We start from the raw sequence: 18,121 nt of genomic DNA on the forward strand, positions 1-18,121 counted from the left end.
GACGCCAAAATGAAGCGCCTCGGCATCGGCGCAGGCATCATCGCTCTCGCGATCGTGGGCGGAGGGCTGACCGTCCGTGCCTGGGCCGACCGCGACGCCAAGTCGATCGCGGAAGCCAATGGCACGCCTGCCGTGTCGATCGTCCGGCCCGAGCGTGACGCCAAGGCCGGCAATCTGGTGCTGCCCGGCAATGTCCAAGCGTTTAACAGCGCCGCCATCTATGCGCGCACCAACGGCTATGTCCACAATTGGCTGGCCGACATCGGCGACAGCGTCACGTCCGGTCAGACGCTGGCGGTGATCGATGCGCCCGACGTGGAGCAGCAGCTCGCCCAGGCGCGGGCCGACTATCAGACCGCGCTCGCCAATCGCCGCCTCGCTCAGTCGACCGCGACGCGCTGGTCCGCGCTGCTCAAGCAGGATGCGGTCTCGACACAGGAATCGGATGAGAAGAATGGCGATCTCGCCGCCAAGAATGCGCTCGCCAATGCCAGCCTCGCCAATGTGAAGCGGCTCGAGGCGCTGCAGGGCTTCACCCGCATCACCGCGCCATTCAGCGGAGTGGTCACCAGCCGCTCGACCCAGATCGGCGCCTTGATCGTATCGGGCAATGCCGCGTCGACTCCGCTCTTCACCGTTTCGGACGTGCATCGCATGCGCATCTATGTGCGCGTGCCGCAGGTCTATTCGGCGCAGATCCATCAGGGCATGCACGCGACGCTGTCCTTGCCCGAATATCCCGGACGGATCTTCGATGCGGTGCTGACCCGGACGGCGGATGCGGTGGACGTGCAGTCGGGCACCGTGCTCGTCGAATTGCAGGCGGACAATGGCGATCGCGCACTGAAGCCCGGCGCCTATGCGCAGGTCGCCTTCCCGCTCACCGGCAGCACGGGCAGCGTCCATCTGCCGTCGAGCGCGCTGATCTTCGGCGAGAAGGGCATGTCCGTCGCGGTCGTCGGGCCGGGCGACAAGGTGAGCATCCGCCCGGTCACGCTCGGCCGCGACGAAGGCGCGACCGTCGAGATATTGACCGGCCTTGCCGGCGGCGAGCGCGTCATCGACACGCCGCCGGACGCGATCGCCAATGGCGACACGGTGCGCATCGCGCCCGACGCACCGGCGAAGCCGCAGAAAGGCTGAGCCGATGCGCAGCGCTCCTCTGGCGTGGCTCGCCGGGCTGACTTTGCTCGCCGGCTGTTCGATGGCGCCGGACTATCGTCCGCCGGTCGTCGCCGCGCCCGCCGCCTACAAGAATGATGGCAATTGGGTCGCCGCAACCCCGCAGGATGCCGTGCCGCGGGGGCTCTGGTGGCAAGTTTACGACGATCCGGTGCTGAACGATCTCGAAGCCCGCGTCGAGAAGGGCAGCCCGACGCTGGCTGCCGCGCTGGCACGACACGATCAGGCACGGGCGGCGGTGAAGGGTGCGCGCGCCGATCTGTTCCCGACGCTGGACGCCGAAGGCGCGGCCGAGCGCGACCGGCTGTCGGCCAACCGGCCGCTTCAGTCCAAGGCGGCGAAATATGACAACTATACGGTCGGCGGATCGCTGAGCTGGGAGCTCGACCTGTGGGGCCGGGTGCGCAACAGCGTGAAGGCGGCCAGGGCGGAGGCGCAGGCGACCGACGCGGATCTCGCCTCGGTGCGGCTCGCGCTGCAGACCGAGCTGGCGGACACCTATTTCACCCTGCGCGGGCTCGATGCACAGACCTTGCTGCTCCAGCAGACGGTCGAAGCCTATAGCCGGGCCTATGACCTGACCGCGAAGCGGCACAGCGGCGGCATCGCCTCCGGGCTCGACACGAATCGCGCGCAGACGCAGCTTTCCTCGGTGCGCGCGCAGCTTTCCGATCTCGCCATCCAGCGCGCGATGGCGGAGGATGCGGTCGCCGCGCTGGTCGGCGAGGTCGCTTCCAGCTTCACGCTCGCGCCGGCCAGGCTGACCATCGCGCCGCCCGCGGTGCCTAACGGCGCGCCTTCCACGCTGCTGCAGCGCCGGCCGGACATCGCGGCGGCCGAGCGGCGCGTGGCCGCCGCCAACTCCCGCATCGGCGTTGCCAAGGCGGCATTTTTCCCCACAGTCACGCTCGGCGCGTCCGGGGGATACGAAACCACCGGCCCGAACCTGCTCAGTGCGCCCAACCTCTTCTGGGCGATCGGTCCGGCGGCGGCAGTGCTCAATCTGTTCGACGGCGGCAAGCGGATCGCGGCGACGCGGCAGGCGCGTGCGGAGTTCGACGAAGCGGCCGCCAATTACCGCTCCACCGTGCTCACCGCGTTCAAGGAGGTCGAGGACAATCTCGCCCAGCGCGCCAATCTGGCGGTGGAGGCGAGGGACCAGCAGGATGCCGCGGCCGCGGCGCAGCGAACCAGCGACCTCGCCTTCGTCCGCTATCGCGACGGCGCGTCGGACTATCTGGAAGTGGTCACTGCGCAGACCGCCGCCCTTGACGCCCAGCGTACGGCACTCAATCTCTATACGAGACGGTTGCAGGCGAGTGTCGATGCGGTGCGTGTATTGGGTGGCGCTTACGATTGAGCCCCGGCGGTGACGGCCGCCCGCTGGATCGAGGTGCATCGCGAAGGGATTCGCATTGCGGGCACCGATCTGTGGATCGATCCATCCCAGCCCAAGCCGCGGGCGCTGATCACTCATGGCCATTCCGACCATGCCCGTGGCGGCCATGGTGCCGTGCTCGCTACGGCCGAAACGCTGGCGATCATGGCAACGCGCTATGGTCCGCAGCCCGGCCAGCCGGTCGCCTATGGCGAGACGATCCGAACCGACGATCTCGCCATCCGCTTCGTACCCGCAGGCCATGTGCTGGGTTCGTCTCAGATCGTGCTGGAGAAGGGCAGCGAGCGGATCGTCGTTTCGGGGGACTATAAGCGCCGCCCGGATCCAAGCTGCGCGCCGTTCGAGCCGGTGCCGTGCGACGTGTTCATCACCGAGGCGACTTTTGCCCTGCCGGTTTTCCGCCATCCCGACATCGGCAGCGAGATCGACCGACTGCTCGCCGCGCGCGCGGCCAATCCGGATCGCTGCATCCTGATCGGCGCCTATGCGCTGGGCAAGGCACAGCGCCTGATCCTGGAGCTGCGTGCGCATGGCTATGCCGCGCCCATCTACATCCACGGTGCGTTGCAGCGTTTATGCGATCTCTACCGCCAGTTCGGGCTGGAACTGGGAGAACTGCCGCCGGTGACGGGTCTTCCGGCGGCCGCGTTGAAGGGGGCCATCGTGATCGCGCCACCCTCCGCGCTCAACGATCGCTGGTCGCGCCGGTTGCCGGATCCTATCACCGCGATGGCATCGGGCTGGATGAGGGTGCGCCAGCGTGCACGGCAGCGCAATGTCGAGCTGCCGCTGGTCATCTCGGACCATGCCGATTGGGACGAGCTGACCGCCACTCTCATCGAGATCGCGCCGAACGAGGTGTGGGTGACGCACGGCCGCGAAGAAGCGCTGGTGCACTGGTGCATGACGCGGCAGATACGCGCCCGGGCGCTCGATCTGATCGGTCGCGACGACGAGGACGAGGATTGAACGATGGCGAGGCCGGCCGGGCCGCTGAAGCTGAAGGCGCAGCTTTTCTGCGGCGATGAGATCGCGATGGGGCCGGGCAAGGCCGCGCTGCTCGATGCCATCATCCGCGAAGGGTCGATCTCCGCGGCCGGGCGCGCACTCGGCATGAGCTATCGCCGCACCTGGATGCTGGTCGATGTGATGAACCGCAGCTGGATCGAGCCGCTGGTCGAGACCGAGGTGGGCGGGCGGCGCGGCGGCGGCGCCCGCGTGACGGATACCGGCCGGGCGGTGCTGGCGGCCTATCAGGCGCTGATGGACAGGATCGGCGCGGCCGCCGACGCCGAGCTTGCTACCCTCGCCGGCCTGTTGCGTTCCACCCCCCTGCCGCCGCATCCCTCGGCTTTGGACGAAAGTTAGCGCGGCGAAGACCTTCGTCGTGCCGAATGCGTTTACGGAAAGCAAGGACGCTCCGCGACCCGCGCTTCGGCACCCACATTCCTCATTCTGGCTCTGGCGGCGGCAGGTTTCGCCATATATGCACGGACATAACGTCCGGAGAGTTCGGCATGCCGCAAAGCTTGGTCCGTCTATGTCTTCTCATCGTCGCGGCAGTGATGCCGCTTGCCGGGGTACAGGCCAGGCCGCCGCTGGTGCTGGCTGCTGCCAGCCTCCAGGAATCGCTCTCGGCCGCGGCGAATGCATGGGCGGCGCGCAAGCATGAGAAGCCGGTGCTCTCCTTCGCCGCATCCTCCGCGCTGGCGCGGCAGATCGAAGCCGGTGCGCCAGCCGATCTCTTCATCTCCGCTGATGAGCCATGGATGGACGACGTCGAAAAGCACGGCCTCGTGAAGCCCGGCACGCGCATTTCCTTCCTGGCCAACCGGCTGGTGCTGATCGCGCCGATGGCCAGCAAGACCAGGATCGCCATCCGCCAGGGCATGCCGCTCGCCAAGGCACTGGGCGAAGGGCGGCTGGCGATGGGCGATCCGGATTCGGTGCCTGCCGGCAAATATGGCAAGGCGGCACTAAGCGCGCTCGGCGTGTGGCCGATGGTGGAAGCCAAGGTTGCACGGGCTGAGAATGTCCGCGCCGCGCTGGCACTGGTGGAGCGCGGCGAAGCGCCCTTCGGCATCGTCTATGAGACCGACGCCAAGGCCTCCAAGGGTGTGCGCATCGTCGGCGTTTTCCCGCCGGACAGCCATCCGAAGATCACCTATCCGATCGCGACGCTGATCGGCGCTACCAGCGCCGACGCAGACGGTTTTCGCCGCTTCCTGGTTTCGAGCACGGGCCGCGCGATCTTCGCGCGCTACGGCTTCACCAAGCCGCAATAGGGCTGCGCGATGGGCCTGACGGCGGACGAATGGGACATCATCCGCCTTTCGCTCAAGGTGAGCTTCGTGGCGGTCGGCCTGTGCCTGCCGGTCGCTTTCGCCCTCGCTTGGGTGCTGGCGCGCGGGCGCTTTCCGGGTAAGCTGCTGCTCGACGGTATCGTGCATCTCCCGCTGGTGCTGCCGCCGGTGGTGACGGGCTGGCTGCTGCTGATCGGCTTCGGTCGGAACGGGCCGGCCGGGGTGCTGCTCTATGACTGGTTCGGCCTCACCCTGATCTTTCGCTGGACGGGCGCCGCGCTCGCCGCCGCGATCATGGCCTTGCCCCTGATGGTTCGTGCGATGCGGCTCTCGATCGAAGCGGTCGACCAGCGGCTCGAAGGCGCCGCGAGGACCTTGGGCGCCCGGCCGGTCCATGTCTTCTGGACCATCACCCTGCCGCTTTCACTGCCGGGTGTGCTCGCCGGCGCGGTGCTGGGCTTCGCGCGCTCGATCGGCGAGTTCGGGGCGACCATCACTTTCGTTTCCAACATCCCCGGCGAGACGCGCACGCTCCCGATCGCCATCTATGCCGCGCTGCAGGTGCCGGGATCGGAGGGGGTGGTGACGCGCCTCGCGATCATCTCCGTGATCCTGTCGCTGGTCGCGCTGATCGCGTCGGAGGCGCTGTCGCGCCGCGCCGGGGCGGGACGGGGCAATCATGTCCTTTGAAATCCACGTCTCGCGCCGGCTGGGCGACCGGGAGATCGCACTGTCGCTGTCGAGCGGCGGCGGCCTGACCGCGCTGTTCGGCCCATCAGGTGCTGGCAAGACGAGCCTGCTCAACATGGTGGCCGGTTTGCTACGGCCCGACATCGGTTGGATCGCGGTGGCCGGCGAAACGCTGTACGACAGCGAGAAGGGCGTCGACGTCGCGATCGAGCGGCGGCGCGCCGGCTATGTCTTCCAGGATGGAAGGCTCTTCCCACATAAGCGGGTGCGCGCCAACCTCGTCTATGGCGAGCGGTTGGCGGACGCCGCGAACCGCTGGATCGGGCTGGACGAGGTGGTCACCTTCCTCGGCATCGGCGGCCTGCTCGATCGCTGGCCGCAGACGCTTTCGGGCGGAGAGGCGCAGCGCGTCGCGATCGGCCGCGCCTTGCTCTCCGGCCCGCGCTTCCTGCTGATGGACGAGCCGCTTGCCTCGCTGGATGCGCCGCGGCGCGAGGAGATCATGCGGGTTATCGAGCGGGTACGGGACGAGCTGGCGCTGCCGATCCTCTATGTGAGCCACGACCGGCGCGAGATCGACCGCCTCGCGACGCGGGTGGTGGAGCTCCTGTAATCATCCCCGGAACGGGGAGGGGGACCATGCGCAGCATGGTGGAGGGGCCGCTCTCACTTCAGATGCATCGCTCGTGGTGAGCGGCGGCCCCTCCACCGCCTTTCAGGCGGTCCCCCTCTCCCTTTTGGGGGAGGATAAAGAATCAGTCCCGCAGCAGTTCGTTGATACCGGTCTTGGCACGGGTCTGGGCGTCGACGCGTTTGACGATCACGGCGCAGTAGAGCGACGGTCCCGCGGAGCCGTCCGGCAGCGGCTTGCCCGGCAGCGCGCCCGGAACCACGACCGCATAGCTCGGCACGCGGCCGACGAAGACCTCGCCGGTCGCGCGGTCGACGATCTTGGTCGAGGCGCCGAGATAGACGCCCATGGACAGTACGGCGCCTTCCTCGACGATCACGCCTTCGGCGACTTCCGAACGGGCGCCGATGAAGCAATTATCCTCGATCACCACTGGGTTGGCCTGCAGCGGCTCTAGCACGCCGCCGATGCCGACGCCGCCGGAGAGATGGACGTTCCTGCCGATCTGGGCGCAGCTGCCGACCGTCGCCCAGGTGTCGACCATCGTGCCTTCGCCGACATGGGCGCCGATGTTGACGAAGCTCGGCATCAGCACGACGCCTTTGGAGATGTGCGCGCCGGCGCGGGCCACCGCGCCCGGCACCACGCGGAAGCCGGCGGCACGGAACTTCGCCTCGTCCCAGCCGGCGAACTTGCTCGGCACCTTGTCCCAACCCGGCGCGCCACCCGATCCGCCGGGCACGAGGGCGTTGTCGTTGAGCCGGAAGGAGAGCAGCACCGCCTTCTTCAGCCACTGGTTGACGATCCATTCGCCGCCGCTCTTCTCGGCCACGCGCGCTTCGCCGGAATCCAGCAGCGCGAGCGCGGCTTCCACTGCATCGCGCACTTCGCCTTTCGTGGCGAAGCCAAGCCCGTCGCGCTCGTCCCAGGCCTTTTCGATTACGGCGCGCAGATCACTCATTTGCCATTCGCTCCCGTGATGGATTCCAACCATTCGCCCACGTCGGACGTCTCATAATCGATGAAACTGGGATGCGCGTCCGCGCTGCCCCGCTCGGAGCCGTTGTTGACCCAGACGGTGGTCATGCCGAGCTCCTTCGCCGGCTTCAGATTACGCGCAAGATCATCGACGAACAGCGCGCTCGACGGACGGACGCCCAGCGCCTCGATCATCGAGCGGTAGCTGTCCGGCTGGGGCTTCGGCTGATAGGCACAGGCATGGATGTCATGGATCGCCTCGAACGCGTCGGACAGCCCGAGCCGCGCGAGCACGCGCTGTGCGTAGGGCGCATCGCCATTGGTGAACACCAGCTTGCGTCCCGGCAGCGCGGCGACCGAACGGATCAGCCGCGCATCCTCGGCCAGCACGTCCATCTCGATATCGTGGACATAGCCAAGGAAGTCATGCGGATCGACGCCATGCGCCTGCATCAGGCCGCTCAGCGTCGTGCCATGCTCGATGAAATAGCTCTTCTGGATGCGCCGCGCCTCGATCGGATCGACGCCGAGGAGGTTCTGGATGAACTGGCCCATGCGCACGTCGATCAGGCCGAACAGATCCGTCGACGCTGGATACAGCGTGTTATCGAGATCGAAGATCCACGTGTCGATATGGGCGAGCGCAGGTGTCATGGGGCGCGCTCGCACTAGAGGAAGCGGAGAGGCGGGACAACCGTCATCACCTTCCCCCATCTTCCCCGGAACGGGAAGGGGGACCATCCGAAGGATGGTGGAGGGGTTCCGCGCTATCGGTCATTGCTCCGTGCGAAGAGAGGTGGGGTCCCCTCCACCGCGCTGCGCGCGGCCCCCTCCCCGTTCCGGGGAGGATGAGGGGATCACACCGTGAAGCTCTCGCCGCAGCCGCAGCTGCCCTTGGCGTTTGGATTCTGGAACACGAAGCCAGCGCTGAAATCATCCTCGACCCAATTCATGGTCGAGCCGATCAGATAGAGGATCGAGCCGCCGTCGACGTAGAAATCCCCGCCCGGCGTCACGATCTTCTCGTCGAACGGATCCGCCTCGGTGACATAGTCGACCGAGTAGGCGAGGCCGGAGCAGCCGCGCCGCGGGGTTGAAAGCTTGACGCCGACGGCGCCCTCGGGTGCCTCGGCCATCAGCGCGGCGATGCGCGCTTCGGCCGAGGGGGTAAGGGTCAGCGCGGCGGGCCGGGCACGGGTGGTGGTCGCCATCAGAGCATTCCTAACTCGAGCTTGGCTTCGTCGGACATCTTCTGCGGATCCCAGGGCGGATCCCAGACGAGGTTGACCTCCGCGACGCCGACCCCGGGCACGGAGCCGACGCGCAATTCCACCTCGCCCGGCATCGATTCTGCAACCGGGCAGTGCGGCGTGGTCAGCGTCATGGTGACGACGACATGGCCGCCATCGGCCACGTCTACGCCATAGACCAGGCCGAGATCGTAGATGTTCACAGGAATCTCGGGATCGTAAATCTCCCGCAGCGCGGTGATCACGGCTTCGTAGATCTCGCCGCCCGGCTCGCCCGCGGGCACGCCGCGCGGCGCCTGGCTCAGGAAACCATCGAGATAATCTGGCTCGCGTTCGACGCGCGCCTTGGGTGGAGGCGCGACTGCGTCGACCTCTTCGCTGCTGAATGTGGGTTCGTCGTTCATCCGAAAATTCTCGTCACCCGCTCGATCCCGCGCACCAGCCGCGCGACATCCTGTTCACCGTTATACACCCCGAAGCTGGCCCGTGCCGTTGCCGGCACACCGAGCACGTCCATCAGTGGCTGCGCGCAATGATGGCCGGCCCGGATCGCGACCTGTTCCTCGTCCAATATGGTGCCGACATCGTGGGGATGCACCCCCTCGACCGCAAAGCTGACGATGCCGGCCGAATTTTCCGGCCCGAACAGGCGCACGCTGTTGAGATTGCCCAGCGCCTCGCGTGTCAGCCGGACCAGCGCCGCCTCATGGGCGTGGATCGCATCGAGCCCGATCGCCTCGACATAGTCGATCGCGGCATGCAGACCCAGCGCGCCGGTGATGTGCGGCGTGCCGGCCTCGAACCGGGCAGGGGCGGGCGCATAGGTCGTCCGTTCGAAGGTCACCCGATCGATCATCGATCCGCCGCCCTGCCAGGGCGGCATCGAATCGAGGATCTCGGCCTTCGCCCAGAGCACGCCCACCCCGGTCGGCCCGTAGAGCTTGTGGCCGGAAAAGACGTAGAAATCCGCACCGAGCGTCGCGACGTCGACGGCGAGCCGCGGCACCGCCTGGCAGCCGTCGACGAGCAGCTTGGCACCCACCGCATGGGCCATGTCGGCCGCGCGGCGCACGTCGAGGATCGACCCGAGCACGTTGGAGACATGAGCGAGCGCGACCAGCTTGTGTTGCGGCCCGATCATCGCCTCGGCGGCGACCAGATCGACCTGGCCATCCGCGGTCAGCGGGATCACGTCGATCTCGGCCCCCGTGCGATCGCGCAGCAGCTGCCAAGGCACGATGTTGCTGTGATGCTCCAGCGCCGACAGCAGGATGCGATCGCCCGGCCCGAGGCGCTGGCCCCAGCTCTGCGCGACGAGATTGATGCCCTCGGTGGCGCCCCGCACGAAGACGATCTGGTCTGCCGAGGCGGCACCGATGAAGCCTGCGACACGGCGCCGCGCGGCTTCATAGGCCAGCGTCATGTCCGCCGAGCGCTGATAGACGCCGCGATGCACCGTGGCATAGCTGGTGTCGTAGGCGCGGGTGATCGCATCGATCACCGGGCGCGGCTTCTGTGCCGTGGCGGCTGTATCGAGATAGGCCCATCCCTGCGGGATCGCCGGGAAATCAGCGAGCAAGTCGAGCGGGCGGGTCTGGTCGAGAACGGTCATTGCTAAGCCTCGTCACCCCAGCGGAAGCCGGGGTCTCTTGCCATTTCGAACCGGATGCCGGCCGAGAGCGATCCCAGCTTTCGCCGAAGGCGAAGTTCATCCTGAGCGAAGTCGAAGGGCTGGGATGGCGTCATTCGGAAGATCACGCCGCCTCTCCCAGCCAGGCTTCGGCGTCGGCCAGCACCGCATCGCGTACCGCCTCCTCGCCGATCCGTTCCAGAGCGCCGGCGACGAAGGATCGCGTCAGCAGCGCGCGGGCAGGATGCGGCGGGATGCCGCGGCTTTGCATGTAGAACAGCGCCTGCTTGTCCAATTCGCCGATCGCGCAGCCATGGGCGCATTTCACGTCGTCCGCGAAGATTTCGAGCTCGGGCTTGGTGTTGATCGTCGCGGTGCGGGCCAGCAGCAGTCCCTTCAAAGACTGTTCGGCATCGGTCTGCTGTGCACCGCGCGCGACCTCGACGCGCGCGGCGATGCTGTCGGTCGCGCTGTCGTCCGCCACCGCCCGCCAGATCTGGCGGCTCGATCCGCCCGGTGCGGCATGGCGCAGTACGATGTTGGCGTCGTGGCGCTGATCGCCGCGGGCGAGAAGCGCGCCGCCGAACTCGGCGAAGGCGCCCTCGCCGTCGAGCGACAGGGCGGCGTCGATACGCGTCCCCGCGGCGCCGGCACCGAGCAGGATCGTCACCAGGCTGGCGCCCTCCGCTATTGCCGCTTCCTCGCGGATCGATTGGAAGCCGCTGGACTGGAGCAGTCGCACGGTGCGCATCAGCCGCGCCGAACGGGCGAGAGCGATGCGGGTGAAGCGATTGGCCCAGCCATCACCCACGAAGGTCTCGACGATGCTTGCCTGCGCGTCCTCGGCCAGCGTGATCCGCGCGGGCAGATGGCTGGCGCCGCCGGTCGCTACATGGACGATCTCGATCGTACCGGACGGCGCATGGTCGTGGCCGAGCGTCAGCACCCAGCCGTCTCCGCCGGCGAGCCGCGCGAGCGGGTGATCGCTCGCGTCGCCGGTCCGCCCGATCTCAACCGGCCCAGGGCGGCTGAGGCCCGCATCATAATGGCCGTCGATGAACAGCAGGCGGGGGCCGTCGCCGATCCAGAAATCATGCGCGTCGATCACGCCGCCGCGTGGCGCCTGCTCGGCCAGCGTGGGCAGAGCGGAAAGGTCGCTCCAGCGCCACGCCTCCTGGCGGGTCGAAGGAAGAGCGAGCGTCAAGCGGCCACCTGTGCGTAACCCTCTCGCTCCAGTTCGAGCGCGAGTTCCGGCCCGCCCGACTTCACGATCCGCCCGGCGGCGAGCACGTGCACGAAGTCCGGCTTCACATAGTCGAGCAGCCGCTGATAATGGGTGATGAGCAGCACCGACTTGCCCGGTTTGCGCATGATCCTGTTGATGCCTTCGGACACCACCCGCAGCGCATCGATGTCGAGCCCGCTGTCGGTTTCGTCGAGAATGGCGAGCTTCGGATCGATGATCCCCATCTGCACCATCTCGTTGCGCTTCTTCTCGCCACCCGAGAAGCCGACGTTCACCGGGCGCTTGAGCATGTCCATCGAAAGGCCGAGCGCATCCGCCTGGCCGCGGGCGAGGCGCAGGAAATCGCCGCCCGACAGCGGCTCCTCGCCGCGCAGCTTGCGCTGGGCGTTGAGCGCTTCGCGCAGGAACTGGACGTTGGAGACGCCGGGAATCTCGACCGGATATTGGAAGCCGAGAAACAGGCCGGCCGCCGCCCGCTCATGCGGGTCGAGCGCAAGGAGGTCCTGGCCATCGAACGTGGCGCTGCCGCCCGTCACTTCATAGCCGGGGCGGCCGCCCAGGACGTAGGACAGCGTCGACTTGCCGGCGCCGTTGGGGCCCATGATCGCGTGCACCTCGCCCGCGTTGATGCTGAGCGAGAGGCCTTTGAGGATCGGCTTGCCGTCCACCTCGGCGTTGAGATTTTCAATTTTCAGTATCACCGCTCAATGTACCTGTCTGTTGTGAGCAATCGTTGTAGCTACAAACCCATTCACGATTCGGATCGAAATGAGGTTCATCGCCGCACGACCTTGATCCATGCTCATCGAACCATCGCGGATTTCCTTGATCTGCCGAACTAGCGGATCAACATGTTCGAGGCATGCGCCCATTGCTTTGTCGGCGACCACGGTGCGTTCGTCATCGCTTAGAACAGAGACTCTATCGCCGATCTGCTTCTCGACTTCCGATTTCAGGCAGGCGTCGAGCGGATTGAGCGGGGGATTCATCGCGGGTGCCGTTGTCGAGCAAAGAGTCAGGCCGAAAAAGGCGGCAGCCGGGGTCACGACGGCACGCGACGTTGAACGCTTTTTGATCACCCGACCGAACCTTCCAGCGAAATACCCAGGAGCTTCTGCGCTTCAACCGCAAACTCCATCGGCAGCTGTTGCAGCACCTCGCGGCAGAAGCCGTTGACGATCAGTGCTACCGCATCCTCCTGGCTCAGCCCGCGCTGCATCGCGTAGAAGAGCTGGTCGTCGCTAATCCTGCTGGTCGTCGCTTCATGCTCGATCTGCGCCGACGGGTTCTTCACCTCGATATAGGGCACGGTGTGGGCGCCGCAGTCGTGGCCGAGCAGCAGCGAATCGCACTGGGTGAAGTTGCGCACGCTCTCCGCCGACGCGCCGACGCGGACGAGGCCGCGATAGGTGTTATTGCTATGCCCGGCCGAGATGCCCTTGGAGACGATCGTCGAGCGGCTGCCCTTGCCGAGATGGATCATCTTGGTGCCGGTATCCGCCTGCTGGCGGTTGTTGGTCACCGCCACCGAATAGAATTCGCCGACGCTGTTCTCGCCCGCCAGCACGCAGCTCGGATATTTCCAGGTGATCGCGCTGCCGGTCTCGACCTGCGTCCAGCTGACCTTGCTGTTACGGCCCTGGCAGAGCGCGCGCTTGGTGACGAAGTTATAGATGCCGCCCAGCCCCTCGGCATTGCCGGGATACCAGTTCTGCACCGTCGAATATTTGATCTCGGCATCGTCGAGCGCAACCAGCTCGACCACCGCGGCGTGGAGCTGGTTCTCGTCGCGCTGGGGCGCGGTGCAGCCCTCCAGATAGGAGACGTAGCTGCCCTTGTCGGCGATGATCAGCGTCCGCTCGAACTGGCCGGTATTGGCCGCGTTGATGCGGAAATAGGTGCTGAGCTCCATCGGGCAGCGCACTCCCTCGGGCACATAGACGAAGGTGCCGTCGGAGAAGACCGCGCTGTTGAGCGCGGCGAAATAATTGTCGTGCTGCGGCACCACCTTGCCGAGCCACTTCTTCACCAGCTCGGGATATTCGCGGATCGCCTCGCTGATCGAGAGGAAGATGACACCTGCGGCCTTCAGCTCCTCGCGGAAGGTGGTCGCGACGGAGACGGAATCGAACACCGCATCGACCGCCACCTTGCGCGAACCCTCGACGCCGGCGAGCACCTTCTGCTCCTCGATCGGGATGCCGAGCTTCTGATAGGTGGCGAGGATCTCGGGATCGAGCTCGTCGAGCGACTTCAGCGTCGGCTTGGCCTTGGGCGCCGCATAATAATAGGCGTCCTGATAATCGATCGGCGGCACGTTCAGCTTGGCCCAGTCCGGACTCTCCATCTCCAGCCAGCGGCGATAGGCCTTGAGCCGCCAGTCGAGCATCCACTGCGGCTCATTCTTCTTGGCCGAGATGAAAGCGATGGTTTCCTCGCTCAGCCCTTTCGGCGCGAAATCCTGCTCGATGTCCGAGGTGAAGCCCCATTTGTAGCGGGACTGCTCCTCGACGGCGGCATAGGCTTCTTCGTTGCGCGTGCTCATAATTCTGCTCCGGCGAGGCTGGCCAGCGAGACGCCGGCAAGCGCGCCCTTCACGGCGCCGTTCACGACGCTCCAATGCGGCCTGACCTTGCAGGCGGTTTCCAACCCGCAGTCATGCTTTCCCTGCTCGACGCAGGCAGTCATGGCGATCGGCCCCTCGACTGCTTCCACTATGTCGGCGAGGCTGATCGAACAGGGCTCGCGCGAAAGGCGAAAACCACCGCCGGTGCCGCGTGCGGATTCGAGGAGTCCCGCCCCGGCGAGGCGGCCCATCAGCTTCTGTGCAGTAGGCAGGGGCACGCCCGTCTCGTCGGCCAGCAAGGTCGCCGAAAGCCGCGCGTCGCGCGGATGACGCGCGGCGGCGGACAGCATGACGACCGCATAGTCGGCGAGGCTCGAAAGCCGCATGACGCTCCCAAATCGGACTGATTCGTTCCGATTGCCATCTGGGGGCGGAGGCGGGCGGGGTCAAGGGGGAAACATATCTCCCCTCCGCTTTGCGGCAGAGGGCTGATTGCTGCTACGCTTGGGCGACGAACTTCACGTTGAGATAGGCCTGCAGCCCCTCGATGCCGCCTTCCGAACCGTGGCCGCTCTCCTTGATGCCGCCGAACGGCGTCTCGGGGGTGGAGATGGCGAGCGTGTTGATGCCGACCATGCCACTCTCCAGCGCCTCGCTCACCATCTGGGCGGTGTCGATCGAGCGGGTGAAGGCGTAGCTGGCGAGACCCATGTCGACCGAGTTGGCGCGCTTCAGCACCTCGTCCGTGCTGGCAAAGGGCACGACCGGGACGACCGGGCCGAAAATCTCCTGACTGAGCGACAGCGTGTCATCGGCGAGGTCGGTCAGCACGGTCGGCTGGAAGAAATTGCCCTGATTGCCGATCCGCTCGCCGCCGGCCGCGACCTTGGCGCCGCGGGCGGCAGCATCGGCGACGACCCGCTCCATGGCCTCGATCCGGCGCGGGTTGGCAAGCGGACCCATTCCGGTGCCCTCGGCGAGGCCGTTTCCGACCTTCACCGCCTTGGCTTTCTCGGTGAAGCCATCGAGGAAGCGGTCGTACAGGCTCTCATGCACGAAGAAACGCTGCGGCGAGACGCAAACCTGGCCGGCGTTACGGAATTTGAAGAAGCCGAGCGTGTTCACCGCCTTGTCGAGATCGGCATCGGGGAAGACGATCACCGGTGCGTTGCCGCCCAACTCCATGGTGGTGCGCTTGGCGGTGTCGGCGGCCAGCTTCATGAGATGCTTACCGACTGCGGTCGAGCCGGTGAATGTGATCTTGCGGATCGCCTTGGCGGCGATGAGATGCTCCGAAACCTGGGCCGGCACGCCGAAGACGAGGTTGACCACGCCGGCCGGCACGCCTGCGTCATGCAGTGCCCGGACCAGCTCCAGCGCAGTGCCCGGCGTCTCCTCCGCCGCCTTCAGGATCAGCGTGCAGCCCGCGCCGAGCGCACCGCCGATCTTGCGGATCGGGGTGAGCGCCGGAAAGTTCCAGGGGGTGAAGGCCGCGCAGGGGCCGACCGGCTCCATCAGCACGATCTGGCGGGTGCCGGCGGTGCGGCCGGGCACGACCCGGCCATAGGCGCGGCGGCCTTCCTCGGCATACCAATCGAGAATGTCGGCGGAGGTGGCGACCTCTGCCGCGGCCTCGGCAAGCACCTTGCCTTGCTCCCGGGTCATCACCCTTGCGATGTGATCCTTCCGGTCGCGCAGCAGATCGGCGGCACGGCGCAGCAGGCGATAGCGCTCATAGGCGGACATCGCCTTCCAGGCAGGGAAGGCACGGGTTGCCGCGTCGATGGCGGTATCGAGGTCGGCCGCACTGGCATGGGGCAGATCAGCGAGAACTTCGCCGCTCGCCGGATCAAAGACGGGCTCCGACGCGCGGCCCTCGGAACCGAGGAACTGACCGTCGATGTAGAGGCTGAGGGCGGGATACATGGCGGCTCCACCGTTGCGCGCGGCAGGACGCCGCAGGATGGACGCGAGATCGTACCACCTGCGCCGAATTGCAATGGTGCCTAAGCGTCCTTCGCCGTTGCTTCCGGCGCACGGGGGGTTGAGCCGCTCGGCCGATCGCCACAATGATCCGCGTCGGCATGGCTCGCGTCAGGATAGGGCATGATGATCCGCCCGTCGGGTGCCGCGGTGAAGGTCGTCTGGGTCGGATAGGCGAACTCGATGCCGGCCTCCGCAAATTCGCTCACTATCTCGATCAGTATCTCGTGATTGGTGGCGAAGACCACTTCATAGTCGGTCGAATGGATGTCGAACTGCAGCTCGAAATCGATGCTCGACGCGCCGAGGCCGGCGATGCCGCATCGGAGAAACTGCGTATATTTGTGCCGCTCGACGATCTTGCGGATCCGATCGGAGATGCCGCGCAGTACGTCCGGCTGGGTCTGATAGATCAGGCCCAGCTTGTGGATCATCCGGCGATGCTCGAGCCGGCTGTAGTTGCGCAGCTCCTTGTTCAGCAGATTGGCGTTGGAGATCACGACCTCCTCGCCCGTGGCCGAGCGAACACGCGTGGTCTTGAGGCCGATCGCTTCCACCGAACCGGACGTTTGATCGAACTTGATGCCGTCGCCGCGGCGGAAGGGCTTGTCGAACAGGATCGACAGCGCAGCGAACAGATCCGAAAAGATGCCCTGCGCGGCGAGGCCGATCGCGATGCCGCCGATGCCGAGACCGGCAACGAGGCCGGTAACGTTGACGCCGAGATTGTCGAGGATCAGCACCGTAGCGATTGCGAACACCGCCACGGTGACGAGCAGACGGACGATACCGAGCGCGCTGCCCAGGGCATGCGACTCGTCCGCGCCGGCGCGATACGCCACGGCGCCGAGGATCAGTTCGCGCACCCACACGGCGACCTGCAGCGTCACCCCGATGGTGAAGAAGAACTGGATCGTCTTGGCGACCGAATCGGGCGCGTGGGCATAACCGGCGACCAGCTGAGCCGCGATGGCGGCCATGAACCAGATCCGCGTCTTGGCAAGCGCGCGTCCGATCGTGGTGCGCCAGTGGGTACCGGTGTCGTCCGATCGGCACAGCTTGATGCCGACCATCTTGATGCCGATCATCACCATCACGATCACTGCGGCGATCGCGCAGCCGATGAGGATGCTGAGCCCGTGGTGCGAAACCCAGTGGACGCTCTGCTCGCTGAGATGCCGCACCTGATCGCCGATCGGCGGATCTTCCAGAAGAGGAGCGGCCTTGGTGGTCGCCGTCGTGCTACTTGTCGCCATCAGGCAGCCTTTGGCATGGTTTCGTCGCTGTCCGCCAGCCCATCGAGAAACGCGATCAGGCCGCGTTCGGCAGCGGAAAGATATTTGGTGGCGCGCGGCAGGGGGAGGCGCGGCAGATTACCGGCGCCCCGCTGCTTCGCACGTTCGATGAGCGCTGGGTGGACATAGGATTTGCGGCTGATCGCCGGCGTATTGCCGAGCGCGTCTGCAACCACCTCCAGCATGGTTTTCAACGGCACGCCTGCGCCGTCGGCATGGGCGAGCGCTGCATAGGCGAGCACGCTGGCGCCCCATGTGCGGAAATGCTTGGCGGTGAAATCGCAGCCCGAGGCTTCACGCAGATAGGCATTGACGTCCGACGAAGTGACCGGATGCGCCTCGCCCTCGGCATCGACATATTGGAAGAGGTGCTGGCCCGGCAAATCCTGGCAGCGACGGACAAGCCGACAGAGGCGCTGGTCCTCGATGGTCAGCCGCTGCAGCTTGCCGGATTTGCCGCGATAGACCAGCTTCAGCTTGCCGCCGCGGATGCTGGCGTGGCGGCCGCGCAGCGTGGTGGCTCCGAAACTCTTGTTGGCGCGCGCATAACCCTCATTTCCTATGCGCACCCGACCGAGATCGAGCAGCCGAACCACCGCCGCGACAACCGTATTCTTGTCCAGCCGCCGGCTTGCCAGATCCTCTGTGACGCGAGCCCGGATCAGCGGCAACGCGCGCCCGAAATCGCAGCAGCGCCCGTATTTCTCTGCCTCCTGGCCGGAGCGGAAATCGAGATGGTAGCGATATTGCTTGCGGCCCTTGTCGTCGATCCCGGTCGCCTGGATGTGGCCGTTCGCCGTGGGGCAGAACCAGGCATCCCGATAGGCAGGCGGCAGCGCGATGCGGTTCAGCCGGTCGATCTCGTCGCGGTCGGTGATCCGCTTACCTTCGGGATCGTAATAGGCCCAGCCGTGCGCCAGCTTCCTGCGGGTGATTCCGGGTAGCGCATCGTCGATGTAGCAGAGCAT

General features: G+C 66.4%; 20 protein-coding genes. 7 read left to right on the top strand and 13 right to left on the bottom strand.

Annotation, left to right across the window (positions count from 1 at the left end; all coding sequences use genetic code 11):
- Positions 1-9: 9 nt before the first annotated feature.
- The 7 genes from GQY20_RS25960 (at position 10) to GQY20_RS25990 (ending at position 6,187) form a co-directional block, all read left to right on the top strand.
- Positions 10-1,143 (top strand): efflux RND transporter periplasmic adaptor subunit, encoded by a 1,134-nt coding sequence (locus GQY20_RS25960; RefSeq protein WP_332836112.1) that lies wholly within the window; start codon positions 10-12, stop codon positions 1,141-1,143.
- Positions 1,144-1,147: 4 nt separating this feature from the next.
- Complete coding sequence (locus GQY20_RS25965; protein ID WP_157220071.1) at positions 1,148-2,542, top strand: efflux transporter outer membrane subunit; 1,395 nt, start codon at positions 1,148-1,150, stop codon at positions 2,540-2,542.
- 9 nt (positions 2,543-2,551) lie between these two features.
- Entirely contained in the window at positions 2,552-3,550 is a 999-nt protein-coding gene (locus GQY20_RS25970; protein WP_157220072.1) for a ligase-associated DNA damage response exonuclease, read from the top strand.
- 3 nt (positions 3,551-3,553) lie between these two features.
- Positions 3,554-3,949, top strand: coding sequence for a winged helix-turn-helix domain-containing protein (locus GQY20_RS25975; RefSeq protein WP_157220073.1), 396 nt, complete (start codon positions 3,554-3,556; stop codon positions 3,947-3,949).
- 149 nt (positions 3,950-4,098) lie between these two features.
- The gene (gene modA, locus GQY20_RS25980; protein WP_157220074.1) at positions 4,099-4,866 is read left to right on the top strand and encodes a molybdate ABC transporter substrate-binding protein; all 768 of its coding nucleotides are present in this window, start codon (positions 4,099-4,101) and stop codon (positions 4,864-4,866) included.
- 9 nt (positions 4,867-4,875) lie between these two features.
- Positions 4,876-5,574, top strand: coding sequence for a molybdate ABC transporter permease subunit (gene modB, locus GQY20_RS25985; protein WP_157220075.1), 699 nt, complete (start codon positions 4,876-4,878; stop codon positions 5,572-5,574).
- A complete protein-coding gene (locus tag GQY20_RS25990; protein ID WP_157220076.1) occupies positions 5,564-6,187 on the top strand; it encodes a molybdenum ABC transporter ATP-binding protein in 624 nt (207 codons plus the stop codon). Before modB ends, GQY20_RS25990 begins: the two co-directional genes overlap by 11 nt.
- A 142-nt stretch (positions 6,188-6,329) precedes the next feature.
- Here GQY20_RS25990 and dapD read toward each other — a convergent pair whose 3' ends face one another.
- The 13 genes from dapD to GQY20_RS26055 form a co-directional block, all read right to left on the bottom strand.
- A complete protein-coding gene (gene dapD, locus GQY20_RS25995; RefSeq protein WP_157220077.1) occupies positions 6,330-7,166 on the bottom strand; it encodes a 2,3,4,5-tetrahydropyridine-2,6-dicarboxylate N-succinyltransferase in 837 nt (278 codons plus the stop codon).
- Positions 7,163-7,837: a pyrimidine 5'-nucleotidase gene (locus tag GQY20_RS26000; RefSeq protein WP_157220078.1), complete on the bottom strand. Its 675-nt coding sequence runs from the start codon at positions 7,835-7,837 to the stop codon at positions 7,163-7,165. The genes dapD and GQY20_RS26000 overlap by 4 nt, the downstream gene beginning before the upstream one ends.
- 203 nt (positions 7,838-8,040) lie before the next feature.
- Positions 8,041-8,394: a HesB/IscA family protein gene (locus GQY20_RS26005; protein ID WP_157220079.1), complete on the bottom strand. Its 354-nt coding sequence runs from the start codon at positions 8,392-8,394 to the stop codon at positions 8,041-8,043.
- Positions 8,394-8,837 (bottom strand): SUF system Fe-S cluster assembly protein, encoded by a 444-nt coding sequence (locus GQY20_RS26010; RefSeq protein ID WP_157220080.1) that lies wholly within the window; start codon positions 8,835-8,837, stop codon positions 8,394-8,396. The genes GQY20_RS26005 and GQY20_RS26010 overlap by 1 nt, the downstream gene beginning before the upstream one ends.
- Positions 8,834-10,045: a cysteine desulfurase gene (locus GQY20_RS26015; protein WP_157220081.1), complete on the bottom strand. Its 1,212-nt coding sequence runs from the start codon at positions 10,043-10,045 to the stop codon at positions 8,834-8,836. Before GQY20_RS26015 ends, GQY20_RS26010 begins: the two co-directional genes overlap by 4 nt.
- Before the next feature lie 142 nt (positions 10,046-10,187).
- Entirely contained in the window at positions 10,188-11,267 is a 1,080-nt protein-coding gene (locus GQY20_RS26020) for a SufB/SufD family protein (RefSeq protein WP_157220082.1), read from the bottom strand.
- Positions 11,264-12,007, bottom strand: coding sequence for a Fe-S cluster assembly ATPase SufC (gene sufC / locus GQY20_RS26025; protein ID WP_157220143.1), 744 nt, complete (start codon positions 12,005-12,007; stop codon positions 11,264-11,266). The genes GQY20_RS26020 and sufC overlap by 4 nt, the downstream gene beginning before the upstream one ends.
- 6 nt (positions 12,008-12,013) lie before the next feature.
- Positions 12,014-12,388: a hypothetical protein gene (locus GQY20_RS26030; RefSeq protein ID WP_157220083.1), complete on the bottom strand. Its 375-nt coding sequence runs from the start codon at positions 12,386-12,388 to the stop codon at positions 12,014-12,016.
- The gene (gene sufB / locus GQY20_RS26035) at positions 12,385-13,854 is read right to left on the bottom strand and encodes a Fe-S cluster assembly protein SufB (protein WP_157220084.1); all 1,470 of its coding nucleotides are present in this window, start codon (positions 13,852-13,854) and stop codon (positions 12,385-12,387) included. Before sufB ends, GQY20_RS26030 begins: the two co-directional genes overlap by 4 nt.
- Positions 13,851-14,261 (bottom strand): SUF system Fe-S cluster assembly regulator, encoded by a 411-nt coding sequence (locus GQY20_RS26040; RefSeq protein WP_157220085.1) that lies wholly within the window; start codon positions 14,259-14,261, stop codon positions 13,851-13,853. Before GQY20_RS26040 ends, sufB begins: the two co-directional genes overlap by 4 nt.
- Before the next feature lie 112 nt (positions 14,262-14,373).
- Positions 14,374-15,801 carry an NAD-dependent succinate-semialdehyde dehydrogenase gene (locus tag GQY20_RS26045; protein ID WP_157220086.1) on the bottom strand — a complete coding sequence of 476 codons (1,428 nt, stop codon included), beginning with the start codon at positions 15,799-15,801 and terminating at the stop codon, positions 14,374-14,376.
- Positions 15,802-15,881: 80 nt separating this feature from the next.
- The gene (locus GQY20_RS26050) at positions 15,882-17,114 is read right to left on the bottom strand and encodes a mechanosensitive ion channel family protein (protein WP_157220087.1); all 1,233 of its coding nucleotides are present in this window, start codon (positions 17,112-17,114) and stop codon (positions 15,882-15,884) included.
- Positions 17,114-18,121, bottom strand: a complete 1,008-nt coding sequence (locus GQY20_RS26055; protein ID WP_157220088.1) for a DNA topoisomerase IB — start codon at positions 18,119-18,121, stop codon at positions 17,114-17,116. Before GQY20_RS26055 ends, GQY20_RS26050 begins: the two co-directional genes overlap by 1 nt.

The organism is Flavisphingomonas formosensis (assembly GCF_009755815.1).
In the GTDB taxonomy this organism is placed as follows: domain Bacteria; phylum Pseudomonadota; class Alphaproteobacteria; order Sphingomonadales; family Sphingomonadaceae; genus Flavisphingomonas; species Flavisphingomonas formosensis.

What these genes read in the sequence shown, in the direction of transcription:
- GQY20_RS25960 (WP_332836112.1), top strand. Translation starts at nt 10, where the DNA reads ATGAAGCGCCTCGGCATCGGCGCAGGCATCATCGCTCTCGCGATCGTG.
- GQY20_RS25965 (WP_157220071.1), top strand. Translation starts at nt 1,148, where the DNA reads ATGCGCAGCGCTCCTCTGGCGTGGCTCGCCGGGCTGACTTTGCTCGCC.
- GQY20_RS25975 (WP_157220073.1), top strand. Translation starts at nt 3,554, where the DNA reads ATGGCGAGGCCGGCCGGGCCGCTGAAGCTGAAGGCGCAGCTTTTCTGC.
- modA (WP_157220074.1), top strand. Translation starts at nt 4,099, where the DNA reads ATGCCGCAAAGCTTGGTCCGTCTATGTCTTCTCATCGTCGCGGCAGTG.
- modB (WP_157220075.1), top strand. Translation starts at nt 4,876, where the DNA reads ATGGGCCTGACGGCGGACGAATGGGACATCATCCGCCTTTCGCTCAAG.
- GQY20_RS25990 (WP_157220076.1), top strand. Translation starts at nt 5,564, where the DNA reads ATGTCCTTTGAAATCCACGTCTCGCGCCGGCTGGGCGACCGGGAGATC.
- dapD (WP_157220077.1), bottom strand. Translation starts at nt 7,166, where the DNA reads ATGAGTGATCTGCGCGCCGTAATCGAAAAGGCCTGGGACGAGCGCGAC.
- GQY20_RS26000 (WP_157220078.1), bottom strand. Translation starts at nt 7,837, where the DNA reads ATGACACCTGCGCTCGCCCATATCGACACGTGGATCTTCGATCTCGAT.
- GQY20_RS26005 (WP_157220079.1), bottom strand. Translation starts at nt 8,394, where the DNA reads ATGGCGACCACCACCCGTGCCCGGCCCGCCGCGCTGACCCTTACCCCC.
- GQY20_RS26010 (WP_157220080.1), bottom strand. Translation starts at nt 8,837, where the DNA reads ATGAACGACGAACCCACATTCAGCAGCGAAGAGGTCGACGCAGTCGCG.
- GQY20_RS26015 (WP_157220081.1), bottom strand. Translation starts at nt 10,045, where the DNA reads ATGACCGTTCTCGACCAGACCCGCCCGCTCGACTTGCTCGCTGATTTC.
- sufB (WP_157220084.1), bottom strand. Translation starts at nt 13,854, where the DNA reads ATGAGCACGCGCAACGAAGAAGCCTATGCCGCCGTCGAGGAGCAGTCC.
- GQY20_RS26040 (WP_157220085.1), bottom strand. Translation starts at nt 14,261, where the DNA reads ATGCGGCTTTCGAGCCTCGCCGACTATGCGGTCGTCATGCTGTCCGCC.
- GQY20_RS26045 (WP_157220086.1), bottom strand. Translation starts at nt 15,801, where the DNA reads ATGTATCCCGCCCTCAGCCTCTACATCGACGGTCAGTTCCTCGGTTCC.
- GQY20_RS26050 (WP_157220087.1), bottom strand. Translation starts at nt 17,114, where the DNA reads ATGGCGACAAGTAGCACGACGGCGACCACCAAGGCCGCTCCTCTTCTG.
- GQY20_RS26055 (WP_157220088.1), bottom strand. Translation starts at nt 18,121, where the DNA reads ATGCTCTGCTACATCGACGATGCGCTACCCGGAATCACCCGCAGGAAG.